The organism is Leptospira perdikensis, assembly GCF_004769575.1.
In the GTDB taxonomy this organism is placed as follows: domain Bacteria; phylum Spirochaetota; class Leptospiria; order Leptospirales; family Leptospiraceae; genus Leptospira_A; species Leptospira_A perdikensis.
This window is the reverse complement of record NZ_RQGA01000007.1, coordinates 190,194-202,241: the sequence shown is the minus strand read 5'-3', so window position 1 is coordinate 202,241 and position 12,048 is coordinate 190,194. Positions and strand designations below refer to the sequence as shown.

Below are 12,048 nucleotides of genomic sequence, written 5' to 3'. Positions count from 1 at the left end.
TCTAGTGATGGATATTTGGCGTTGAACTAGAAGTTTGGTTGTGTTTTCCGCTCGTGACAAAACTAGCATGGATTTCTTTGGAAAGGATTTCCAAATGGCCGAGGACGAGTTTCATTTTGCGAGTGAAGTAGTTATTTGCCATTACCACTGGGATGGCAACAGCAAGTCCCGCAGCCGTTGCGAGTAGGGCAGTCGAGATACTTCGCATCACCACTTCTGCACCAGAATTTCCAAGAGTTCCCAAACCATAAAAAGCTTTGATGACTCCAAGAACCGTACCCAAAAGTCCAATGAAAGGAGTGTTGTTCCCTAAAGTGTTGAGAATGGGAAGTCTTTCTTCCAGAATCAAACGTTCCTTTAGAATTTTCCCTTCCATCAGTTCCTGAAGGCCTTTGTGGTTTTCCTTCTCCCGTTCTAAAACAAAATGAATGAACTTGGTATAGGAGTTTTCCATAGGATGGGTTTCCAATAGTTTCTCTGTACCTTTTAAGTCACGGTGTCGTATGAGGAGAGTGAGCGAATCTAGAAGTGATTCTGATTCTTTGTTAAAATTACGTTTATAAACAATCAACCTTTCGATAAATACGGCTATCGCGAGAATACTCGCAAATAACATAACGAGGAAAATGATTTTTTCCCCAAGGTCTACGAAATCTTGCATTTTGGGAACCTTCTAACGGACAGAATTCTTTACCTTGGACTGCAATCAAAGAGAAAAATTACGGAAAAAGAACTTCGGTTGCTTCTAAGTCGGCCTCAGAGAAAGAATGATTCCAAGGATTGGTATGAAGGCAAAAGACATTCTTCCCAGTTTTTTGGGGTTCATTTTTATCATTTTAGGTGTTTCTTTGGTAGTGTTCTATGCTACAAAGTCGTGGGAGGCATTCCTTAACCTCTGTCCCAACAAAGATTTTTTATCTTGGGATGAGAACATCCGACTGAATCAGGTATTAGACCAATATGTCGACTTCCGTAGCGGAAGTTGGTTCCGAGGGATAATGCCCTTTTTGGAAAGCCCTACTTGGCCACCTCTTCGCTCGATTCTAACTTTTGTTACGCTTTATTTGCCGATAGATGCTTATGAAACCTATCGTGATTCTTTTTTAGGGCTTTTGTTTTTGATTTTGGTTTATCCAGCTTTATTGTTTATTTCTTTTCGCATAACAAAGTCATTACTTTGGTCGGGAATTCTTTCTTGTTTGATTTTTATCCTTACCATCCAAACGGGAGAAGTGCCTGCCTATTCACTTTCTTCAATGTTAGAAACCCAATCAATGTTCTTTCTTCTATTTTCCATTTACGCCATTTATCGGTTGTATGATGTCGACAATAAAGAACGAGAAATTGATTCTGGGACGAAATGGTTTGTCTTTTTCTCTCTTTTTGGTTTTTATTTCACTAAGTATCCATACGGAATTTTATTCTTTATGGCTTGTTTTGCCTATGAACTCTTAAGATCTCCAGTTATCTATAAAGATGCTTTACTGTATCTAGTAAAAAATTATGCAAAAGGCATTCGGTTGGTTTATCTGATCTTTGTTGTGCTTATGGTTTTTTCTTTACCGGTACTCAGAGTAGTCACAAAGATCAACCTAAATCAAAAAGGGTTCAAACAGTTTATGTTTGGGATCACCTTTCTTTTGTTTGTGGATCTTTCCGTTTATTTTTTCCGCAAACGGGATGCCGTTCAGAAAGTATTTCCAAAAACAGCAGTGGTCCTTTGGGTGTATGCGATTTTCCCTGCTTTTCTTTGGTTGTTTATGAATCCCGATCGTGTGAATGCCCTTATTGATGCCCAAATGATTGTGAATGCATACACTCGTAGTTTTTTCTTAACACTTTGGACAGAGCCTGGACTAGATCCATCTACACCCGGAGTTTTTGATTTTATCTGGGGATTCCGAACCCTAATTATTTTTTCTGTTTTGTCCCTTATCTACTTTCTATTTCGATCCGGAACTAAAATCCCAACTAAGTTAAAAGATCCACTCCTTGCTGGAACTCTCATTTTGTTTTTAGAACTTTTGATTTTAGAACTCACAACAGGAAATAAACAACCAAGGCATGTTTTACAATTCATACCTGCCATTGGTCTTGTTGGGTATCTTTGGATCCTACGTTTGTATAAACTCGCTGATACTAAAATAGAAAAATTAGCTTCTGTTTCTGTTCTTTTACTCACTTCTGTATTCGTATTTTCCAATTCAGTTTACTCCCAAGGGATTTTATCTGGTGAGTTTTTTGAAAAGAAAATGTTTTGTTACCGAGGAATGAACGCGAGTGATTTCCAACCAGCAAGGGAGATCGCCGAACAGATCGCAACTGATAAAAAATACATTCTCATCAATGCTTTTCATTTTGAAGAAAAATATGGATCTCGTGGGCGAGTTCTCGCTTCCGATTTCGATCTTGCCATGAAACTGAAGACCTATAAACAAGGGATGGTACGAAATGATAACAAATATCGCTGGAAAGAATGGACAGATTTCGATTCCGTTCTTTTATTAAGTGATGTCTGTCCAGACAGTTTTGTAGAAGAAAAATTTGAAAATCGAACAAAAATCTTGAATAGTAAGTCAACGTTGCTGTCTACTTATAGAGAGAGTTCCGGTATTGCTTGTCTCCAAGAATATAAATTGCTCAAATAGAGAAAAAATTTTATGAGTATTGCTTCCTTTTCAATCAAACGTCCCATTTTTATTTCCTCGTTAGTCATCATCATGGTGATCACAGGATTTATTTCCTTGAAACGAATTGGTGTTGACCTTTTCCCTGACATCAACATTCCCTTCGTTGTGGTTTCGACCGTATACCCTGGTGCCGGTCCGGAAGAAATTGAAACTTCCATATCCAAACCACTCGAAGAAGAACTTAGTTCCATCTCTGGTCTCAAACGAATCACATCGAGAAACCAAGAAGGGATCTCTATGGTGTTTGCGGAATTCAATCTCACCACAGACATTAAATACGCAGAACAACAGGTCCGTGATAAAACAGCGCGTGTTAAACCTCTTTTTCCTGAATCTTCTAAAGAGCCACTTGTTCAAAGGTTTGATCCCTCCGACCAACCGATTATGAGGATTTCTCTTTTTGCGGACTTACCAGAAGGGGAACTTTATGATTTGGCAAAAGAGAAAATCAAAACCAAACTGGAACAAGTCAACAACGTTGGTGCTGTAAAAATCATTGGTGGATCTCGTAGAGAAATTCATATCGAACTGGATCGAAACAAAATCAATGCCTTCCAAGTTCCTGCCATTTCCATTGGAAACCAAATCAAAAACTCCGGTGTCAACATTCCTGCCGGAAAGGTAGAAGGTGGAGATAAAGAAACTTCTTTTCGAACCGTTGCCAAATATGAATCGTTATCTCAAATTGAGAATACCGTAGTTTCCTTTGGTGGAGAGTTTGGGCGAGGGGTTCTTGTAAAAGATTTGGGGCAAGTAAAAGACACCCTTCAGGATCGCCAAACGCTTGGTATGTTGTATGCGCCAATCAGCGCAGAAGAACACGATGAACCCTCTATCATTGGGAAATTATTATTCAAATATGATGCTCCTAAAAAGGAAAGAGTCCAAAAGAAAGCTCTCTTTCTGGATGTGTACAAACAATCAGGAGCTAACACTGTTGAAGTTGCCGATGGAATTCTTGGAAAAATCGATACCATTAACTCTCAAATCAAAGACCTAAAAGGGGCACCTAAGGTTATTTTGATTCGGGATGGATCCAAATGGATTCGTGCCAATATTGAGGATGTTACCATCGCCATCATTCTTGGGATTTTACTCGCAGTTATTGTAGTATATCTTTTTCTCGGGAACGTTCGTTCTACACTCATTACAGGTATGGCACTCCCCAACTCTATGTTAGGTGCCTTTATCATTATGTATGCCATGGGTTTTACCATGAACGTAATGACCCTTCTTGCATTATCTCTTGCGGTTGGTCTTCTCGTAGATGATGCCATTGTGGTTCGGGAAAATATCTTCCGGAAACTAGAGGAAGGGGAGTCAGTCATTGTAGCGGCAAGGAAGGGAACAGAAGAAGTAACTCTTGCTGTCATTGGAACTTCTTTGACGGTGATTGCCGTATTCCTTCCGATCGGATTTCTTTCTGGAATTGTGGGTCAGTTCTTTAAACAGTTTGGTCTGACTGTGGTTTTTGCCATGATCATTTCCTTATTTGATGGTTTGACCGTTGCACCAATGTTATCTGCATATTTTGCAGGAAAAACAGATATTCACAAAAAGAAAAACATTGTCCTTCGTACTTTTGATAAATTTCAAGATTTTTTGGACAGAATGTACGGGATCATCATGAAGTTTGCCCTAAAAAAACCATGGGCTGTCATTTTGCTTACTTTCCTAACTCTTGTGACTAGTATTTTCTCTCTGGCTTTTGTAAAAAAGACCTTCTTACCAGCGAATGACCAAGGTGAGTTTATGGTGAATGTGGAGATGGCTCCGGGTACTTCCTTACAAGGAACATCTGAAACGGTAGAACAAATCCAAAACGAAATTATCAAATTAGTTCCTGAATTAGAACTTCTTGCTACGGTTGTTGGAAATAGTGATGGGGAATCGAATATTGCTACTATTGGTGTTGCCCTTCTCCCTTCTGAATACCGAAAGAGAACTACAGGAGATGTAAAAGACCAAATCCGTGAATTTCTAAAAGTTTATCCACAAGCAAGACCGAAAGTGAACGACTATTCGGCGATCGGCGGTGGGGTTCAATACCCATTCAACTTAAATCTAAAAGGTGAGAATTTAAAGGACTTAGAAACTTACTCTTTTAAAGTGATGGAGGAACTTCGTAAGATTCCAGATTTAACTGATGTAGATACAACTTACCGAACAGGGAAACCAGAATTCCAAGTGGTACCTAACCGTGCCAAAATGCAAACGGTGGGTGTGGTTGCCGGTGTGATGGGAGCCGAACTTCGTTACCATATTGAAGGTGGTGAAGTGGCGAAATATTTGGAGAATGGAATTGAGTATGACGTACGCCTTAGGCTGAAAGAAGAACAACGAAATTTACGTAAGTCTTTTTACGAAACCCGAGTGCCAAACATCCAAAACAGACTGATCCCTCTAAGCGCCATTGCTGACGGCAAGGAAAGTAGTTCTCCTGCAAGAATCATCCGAGAGGACAGATCCCGTGTGGTTCCGATCAACGCTAACCTTGCTCCGGGAGGAGCGATTGCGTCTGCATCAGAAGCTGCAACCAAAATCTTAAAGGACAAACTTCCCCCACCTCCAGGAATCACTTATTCCTTTGTGGGCCAATCGGAAGATTTTAAGGAACTATTACAAAACATCGTGCTTGCTTTTGGAATGGCGCTTATCTTCATTTATCTTGTGTTAGCTTCTCTTTATGAGTCCTTTATCACACCTATCACGATTCTTTTTGCGATCCCACCGGCGATCTCTGGAGCTTTCTTTGCTTTGGCTCTTACTGGTGAGATGTTGAATTTATTCAGTATGATTGGACTCATCCTGCTAATGGGACTTGTGGCCAAAAACTCTATCCTTCTTGTGGACCATGCCATCCTTGCGATGAAAGAACATGGAATGACGAGGGATGAAGCTATCTTTGATGCGGGTTCCAAACGGTTACGTCCGATCCTTATGACATCTCTTGCGATGATTGCGGGAACTTTACCAATTGCCCTTGGAATTGGAGAGGCCTCAAAATCAAGAACGGCAATGGGGATTGCCATCATTGGGGGACTTGTCCTATCGACTCTCATCACTCTCATTGTGGTACCTGCAGTATTTGGATACATTGACCGTTTACGCGAAAAAATTGAGGGAGCATTCCGTCCTGATTTTGAAATCCGACCAGAGGATTTAGAGGACTGACCTTAAAACTTCTAAACTTTAGGATATAAATTTAAACTTGCCCAAACTTTGAATTCGGCGTTCTCTTGCTTACATGTCCAGCGAACGCCGAATCTACAAACGAATCTCTGAAAAAGTCCATCTTACATACCGGGTGATCCAATCAGGTGCCGGTTCGGCCCAATTTTTGCCGAAAGACAAAGGGGAAGGAGAATCCCAAGATATTTCTGAAGGAGGACTATTGTTTCGAACCAAAGAACCAATGCCTTTGGGAACAAGATTGGAATTAGAATTACGTTTCCCTGATGTAAAGTACGTATTGTACCCAAAAGCTAAGGTTGTACGTTTGGAAGAGTTTGGAGAAGGAGCTTTCTACGAAATAGGTCTTGAATTCAATCAGATGTTTATTGATGATGAAAAACTTTTGTTAGAACACATCGGCCGATTAGAAGTTTAATCTACAAAATTTGTATTGTTTACAAGTAACAATTAGGTAAATTTCCTATGTTCCAAAGAATTTATGTTTTTTTTCGTGGGATTCCTTTGGAACCTATATCTCTCCTTGCTGTTTATTCGGAAATCATTAGTAAACTTTACTTTCTTGGTTTTGCTTATTGTCTTGCTTATATCCAAAGTGTGTATTTGGAATGGAACGCTCCTGATCAGACCAATTGTATCCTTTCTGCTATCCAATTAGTTTTAAGTATCATCCTTGTTTGTACTTCTTTTTTCTATCGACGTTTCTTCAAACTGGCACCAATTCTCGTTCGATTGACTTTGTTCCTTTTGGTTCTTGTAGAAATCGAAACAGGATTTCATGATCCTACCATTCCGTATTTTGATCCAAGAAATTGGTTAACCATCACTGCATTACTTGGAACCTCTTCTTTCTTTTATCCGGGTCTTGTGTGGCAGTATATTTTAGAGTGGTCTTTTGTTTTACTGATTTATATTTTCCGAGTTTATTTTACCAACCACACTGTCATTCCCGAGGAGACTTGGCGCGAGATGTCGACGATATTCCCTCTATTCCTGGTGGCTTTTTTTCTAAACCATTGGTGGTTTCGAACACGTTATATTGCTGCCTATCGGGGTATGTTGTTAGAAGAAAAACGCCGAACTTTTTTCCAAGACATTCACGATAGTTTAGGTTCTCAACTTACAGACTTAGTCCTACTCACACAAAAATTGGAAAGAACTCCAAAAGAAATTACAGAAACCCATCTACAAAAATTGAAACAACTTTCGGAATCCGCACTCCAATCTTTACGGACTCAAGTGCAGGAAGAAGACCAAAGAGAATTGTTCCAGGAATCTTTGTTAGATGGTCTGAAATTATTGGTTAAAAAGAGATACAAACTTGCCGGTCGTAATATTGAATTAAAATGGGACACCCTTGACGAGGAGATCATCATCAAAATTCGAGATCCCGAAGTGGCCCACCACATCCTTCAAATTTTTAAAGAAGTAACTACCAATGATTTACGTCATGGGAATGGAATTTCAACTTGGCATTTAGAGAGAATACAAGAGCATTTAGAATTTCGGTTTTTTACGGAGCCACATCAATTTTCAGATAAAGAAATAAGTTCTCATCCTATATCTCAACGAAAACAAGACCCATCGTCTGGAACTGGTATCGGAGAAAGAGGATTATACCAAAGGATTAAATCTTTGAATGGAGAACTTACCATTACTGAATCTCCATACCAAATCAATATGAAACTTCCTGTGGGACTTTTTGAAATATGAAATCCATCTCAATTGGAATCATCGAAGATAATTTAGATTTTTTGCAGTCTCTGTGTGGAGTTTTGAATCAGAATCCAAACTTACAATTAACCACTTGGAATTCCGCAGAAACATTTTGGGCAGAAGAGGAACCTAAGGAATGGGATCTTCTGATTTTAGATATAGGCCTTCCTGGAATGAGCGGAATCGATGTACTCAAAACTTATCATACCGTCGAATCGAGAAAGAGCCTTGTGATTTCATCGTTACAAACAGACGATGCAATTTTCTCCGCCCTAAGAAATGGTGCTTCTGGATATATTTGGAAGTCCGAACTTGATTCTTTACATGATACCATCCAAACCTTACTCGATGGGGGGAGTGTGATTTCTCCATCCATCGCCGCCAAAGTATTGTTAAGTTTTCGTAAACCACAAACTCTGATTGATCCTTTGGGTGTTGGGGTGGAAGTTTTAACGCCGAGAGAACGACAAATTTTGGAACTGATTGTTGAGGGGGACAATCCAAATCAAATTGCTTCTTTATTTGGAACTACTGTTGGGACAGTACGCCAACAAATCAAAACAATCTATAAAAAACTCCAAGTGAATACAAGGGTGCAAATGTTAAAAAAAGCGCGCCAGTTCGGAATCTTTTGAAGAGAAACGAACCTTTCATTTTATACCATCTGGTAAATAGACAAAGTTTAGGGAATCGGATATCGTAATAGCATCAACCTACCAAAACACATTCAAACCCGACTAGAGTATATTGATTGGATCACTGCTCTTTTGATGAAACTAAGACTAGTTCTGTGGTTTGGTGTTTATTTTGCCCTCGTATTCTTTATGAATTGGGTTTTTTAACTCGAAAGTATTGAAGGGCCCTCAAAGAAAGTGACGAGCCCAAAAAAGAATCACCTACCTTTACCGTTCGTTTCTATCCGGTTTTTGCATTGAACTAGTTTTTTATACCATTTGGTAGATAGACAAATCGTTCGTGATTTAGTAGAATTAGATTTTGTTCACCAATCTTTCCTGCTCTTTGATTGGCCGAATAGCGTATGATTTCCATTAGACAATCTGATTGCTCCTGGCAAATACCATCGTAATGAAATGCGGTGGTATTTTTTTAATTACCCATCAATCGTTTGATTTCTTTGAGTAGAGTGGATTGGCCACTCATCAGTTTTTTTTCCGATTCCAAAATGGAATTTTTTTTGCCAGGACGGGCAAAGTAATCTTCAAGGACTACCTCTCTGAGTGTTTCGTGAAACCACATTTTGGTTTGGTTTTCGCGATTCTTCGCATAATACCCATTTGTTTTGGTTGTGGATATATAATCTAAAATCAATTTCCAGATTTCATCAATACCCTTTCCGCCGATCCCACTACAGGTTGTTGCTCTCGGTGTCCATTTTGATTCTGGGGCCGGGAAGAGGTGAAGTGCCGATTCGTATTCGACCCTGGCTCTCATTGCAAAGGGTTCGTTTTGCCCGTCTGCTTTGTTGATGGCAATGAGGTCTGCCATCTCCATAATTCCACGTTTGATTCCTTGGAGTTCGTCTCCAGCACCTGCAAGCATCAGTAACAAGAAAAAATCCACCATCGAATGGACTTGAGTTTCCGATTGTCCGACTCCCACTGTTTCAATGATGATGGTATCAAAACCTGCAGCTTCGCAAAGATACATGGATTCTCGTGTTTTTCTGGCCACCCCTCCCAAAGAACCACTGCTCGGCGAAGGGCGGATGAAGGCATTGGCAGATTTAGAGAGGATTTCCATTCGGGTTTTGTCACCCAAAATAGATCCTTTTGTTCTTTGGCTACTGGGATCAATGGCAAGAACTGCGAGTTTATGATTTTGTTCGAGGAGATAACTTCCGAAACTTTCGATGAATGTGGATTTCCCAACACCCGGAACTCCTGTGATTCCGATTCGAATCGAATTACCTACCTTATGCATAACAAGTTCCAATATGGCTTGGGCTTTGTCATTGTGTTCTTCTAAGTTACTTTCTACAAGAGTGATGGCTTTGGAAAGATGAGTTCTGTTCCCCGATAAAATTCCGGCAGCTAAATCTTCCGCTGTGATTTCTTTTCGAACGAGAGTTTTTCTTTGGTCACGAATGTAGGGGGAAATGGCAGGAGCATCGGCAACGCCAGGGTTTACCGAAAGAGCCGATTTTTGGTTCGGTTCTTCCTTCGGCGTTTTCTTTTGACCCATATCCTCGTTAGGTGTTTCCATAATGGTTTTTGCCTGCGGTGTGAAATTCCAAAAACACCGATTGCCATTTTAAACAAATCGGTGTTTGGTGGAATGTATCCTTCTGCGACTAAGCGGCTCTTCTTTCGCCGAGTAGGATATTTAGAATTTGTTTGGCTGCTTCTGAAATCACAGTTCCCGGTCCAAATATGGCGGTAGCACCTGATTTGTAGAGGAAGTCGTAGTCTTGGGCTGGAATCACTCCACCGACAACCACAAGCACATCCTCGGCCCCAAGTTTTGCTAACTCTTCGATCACTTGCGGAACCAGAGTTTTGTGGCCGGCAGCAAGAGAGGAGACTCCTAAAATATGACAATCGTTTTCTACCACTTGTTTTGCCACTTCTGCTGGAGTTTGGAATAGAGGCCCGATATCAACGTCGAAACCCATATCCGCAAAACTAGTTGAAATCACCTTAGCACCACGGTCGTGTCCGTCTTGGCCCATTTTTGCCACCATGATTCTCGGACGACGTCCTTCTAGTTTGGCAAATTCATCAGCAAGGTCTCTGGCTTCCAGATATCCTTTGTCTTCGGAAATTTCGGAGGAATACACTCCTGAGATAGAACGAATCACTGCTTTGTACCTCCCAAATACTTTTTCCATGGCATAAGAAATTTCACCAAGAGAAGCACGTTTGCGAGCTGCGTCCACTGCTAGTTCCAAAAGATTTCCTTCGCCAGTTTCCGCACATTTGGTGATGGCATTTAATGCAGCTTCTACTGCCGTGTTATCACGATCTTTTTTCATTTGTTCCAAACGTTTGATTTGGGCAATTCGAACGGCAGTATTATCAATGTCTAAAATATCAAGAGGAGCTTCTTTATCCAAACGGAATCGGTTCACTCCAACAATCACATCTTTTCCTGAATCAATACGAGCTTGTTTTCTTGCAGATGCTTCTTCAATTCGCATCTTAGGAATTCCCGTTTCAATCGCCTCTGCCATACCACCTAATTTTTGTACTTCGGTGATGAGGGCCCAAGCTTTGTGAACGAGATCGTTTGTGAGTTTTTCTACATAGAAGGAACCACCCCAAGGGTCGATGACTCTGTGGATGTTTGTTTCTTCTTGTAAGTAAATCTGTGTATTCCTTGCAATTCTTGCCGAGAAGTCCGTCGGTAGAGCAATGGCTTCATCTAGGGCATTTGTATGTAAGGACTGAGTATGACCAAGAGAGGCTGCCATCGCTTCGATGCAAGTTCTCCCTACGTTATTGAACGGATCTTGTTCGGTGAGTGACCAACCAGAAGTTTGGCAATGGGTTCGGAGTGCGAGTGACTTAGTTGATTTGGGTTGGAACTGTTTGACTATTTTTGCCCAGAGAAGTCGACCCGCACGCATCTTGGCAATCTCCATAAAATGGTTCATTCCAATCGCCCAAAAGAAGGAAAGCCTTGGAGCAAACTCATCTACAGAAAGGCCAGAAGCAATTCCTGTTTTGATGTACTCCCAACCGTCCGCAAGAGTATAAGCAAGTTCTAAGTCGGCAGTAGCACCGGCTTCTTGCATATGATACCCAGAGATGGAGATAGAGTTAAACTTGGGCATATATTTGGAAGTGTAACCAAAGATATCGGCGATGATTTTCATGGAATGTTTGGGTGGGTAAATGTAAGTGTTACGCACCATAAACTCTTTCAAAATATCATTTTGGATGGTGCCGGAAAGTTTGTCTTTGGAGACACCTTGTTCTTCAGCCGCAACAATATAAAAAGCAAGTACAGGAATGACGGCACCGTTCATGGTCATCGAAACCGACATTTGATCCAGAGGGATTTGGTCGAAGAGGATCTTCATATCCAAAACCGAATCGATGGCCACACCCGCTTTTCCCACGTCTCCAACCACTCGTTCATGGTCAGAGTCGTAACCGCGGTGGGTGGCAAGGTCAAAGGCAACAGAAAGTCCCTTTTGTCCGGCAGCTAGGTTTCTACGATAAAAAGCATTGGATTCTTCGGCCGTGGAAAATCCTGCGTACTGACGAACGGTCCAAGGTTTATTCACATACATCGTAGAATAAGGACCACGTAAATAAGGGGGAATTCCTGCGGCATAATTTAAGTGTTCGATTCCATCCAAATCGGCCTTCGCATAACGAGATTGAATGGTGATTCCTTCCGCGGTTTGCCAAAGGGATATGGCCTTGGGGTCTGGTTTTGTAGAACCGAAAGAAAGAGGAGTATTGGCAAAATTGGGTTTGTTCAT

8 protein-coding genes are annotated in these 12,048 nt (G+C 40.9%); 5 read left to right on the top strand and 3 right to left on the bottom strand.

Features of this window, described 5'->3' with window-relative positions:
• Position 1 precedes the first annotated feature (1 nt).
• The gene (locus tag EHQ49_RS08065; protein ID WP_135578198.1) at positions 2-661 is read right to left on the bottom strand and encodes a MotA/TolQ/ExbB proton channel family protein; all 660 of its coding nucleotides are present in this window, start codon (positions 659-661) and stop codon (positions 2-4) included.
• 124 nt (positions 662-785) lie between these two features.
• On the opposite strand from EHQ49_RS08065, the gene EHQ49_RS08060 reads away from it, so the two are divergent.
• The 5 genes from EHQ49_RS08060 (at position 786) to EHQ49_RS08040 (ending at position 8,233) form a co-directional block, all read left to right on the top strand.
• Positions 786-2,648, top strand: a complete 1,863-nt coding sequence (locus EHQ49_RS08060; protein ID WP_244241405.1) for a hypothetical protein — start codon at positions 786-788, stop codon at positions 2,646-2,648.
• 12 nt (positions 2,649-2,660) lie between these two features.
• The gene (locus EHQ49_RS08055; protein WP_135578194.1) at positions 2,661-5,864 is read left to right on the top strand and encodes an efflux RND transporter permease subunit; all 3,204 of its coding nucleotides are present in this window, start codon (positions 2,661-2,663) and stop codon (positions 5,862-5,864) included.
• 73 nt (positions 5,865-5,937) lie between these two features.
• A complete protein-coding gene (locus tag EHQ49_RS08050) occupies positions 5,938-6,300 on the top strand; it encodes a PilZ domain-containing protein (protein ID WP_135578192.1) in 363 nt (120 codons plus the stop codon).
• 47 nt (positions 6,301-6,347) lie between these two features.
• Entirely contained in the window at positions 6,348-7,595 is a 1,248-nt protein-coding gene (locus EHQ49_RS08045; RefSeq protein ID WP_135578190.1) for a sensor histidine kinase, read from the top strand.
• Positions 7,592-8,233 carry a response regulator transcription factor gene (locus EHQ49_RS08040; RefSeq protein ID WP_135578188.1) on the top strand — a complete coding sequence of 214 codons (642 nt, stop codon included), beginning with the start codon at positions 7,592-7,594 and terminating at the stop codon, positions 8,231-8,233. Before EHQ49_RS08045 ends, EHQ49_RS08040 begins: the two co-directional genes overlap by 4 nt.
• 472 nt (positions 8,234-8,705) lie before the next feature.
• Here EHQ49_RS08040 and meaB read toward each other — a convergent pair whose 3' ends face one another.
• Positions 8,706-9,821, bottom strand: coding sequence for a methylmalonyl Co-A mutase-associated GTPase MeaB (gene meaB / locus EHQ49_RS08035; RefSeq protein WP_135578185.1), 1,116 nt, complete (start codon positions 9,819-9,821; stop codon positions 8,706-8,708).
• A gap of 88 nt (positions 9,822-9,909) precedes the next feature.
• Complete coding sequence (gene scpA, locus EHQ49_RS08030) at positions 9,910-12,048, bottom strand: methylmalonyl-CoA mutase (RefSeq protein ID WP_135578183.1); 2,139 nt, start codon at positions 12,046-12,048, stop codon at positions 9,910-9,912.

What these genes read in the sequence shown, in the direction of transcription:
- EHQ49_RS08065 (WP_135578198.1), bottom strand. Translation starts at nt 661, where the DNA reads ATGCAAGATTTCGTAGACCTTGGGGAAAAAATCATTTTCCTCGTTATG.
- EHQ49_RS08060 (WP_244241405.1), top strand. Translation starts at nt 786, where the DNA reads ATGAAGGCAAAAGACATTCTTCCCAGTTTTTTGGGGTTCATTTTTATC.
- EHQ49_RS08055 (WP_135578194.1), top strand. Translation starts at nt 2,661, where the DNA reads ATGAGTATTGCTTCCTTTTCAATCAAACGTCCCATTTTTATTTCCTCG.
- EHQ49_RS08050 (WP_135578192.1), top strand. Translation starts at nt 5,938, where the DNA reads ATGTCCAGCGAACGCCGAATCTACAAACGAATCTCTGAAAAAGTCCAT.
- EHQ49_RS08045 (WP_135578190.1), top strand. Translation starts at nt 6,348, where the DNA reads ATGTTCCAAAGAATTTATGTTTTTTTTCGTGGGATTCCTTTGGAACCT.
- EHQ49_RS08040 (WP_135578188.1), top strand. Translation starts at nt 7,592, where the DNA reads ATGAAATCCATCTCAATTGGAATCATCGAAGATAATTTAGATTTTTTG.
- meaB (WP_135578185.1), bottom strand. Translation starts at nt 9,821, where the DNA reads ATGGAAACACCTAACGAGGATATGGGTCAAAAGAAAACGCCGAAGGAA.
- scpA (WP_135578183.1), bottom strand. Translation starts at nt 12,048, where the DNA reads ATGAACAAACCCAATTTTGCCAATACTCCTCTTTCTTTCGGTTCTACA.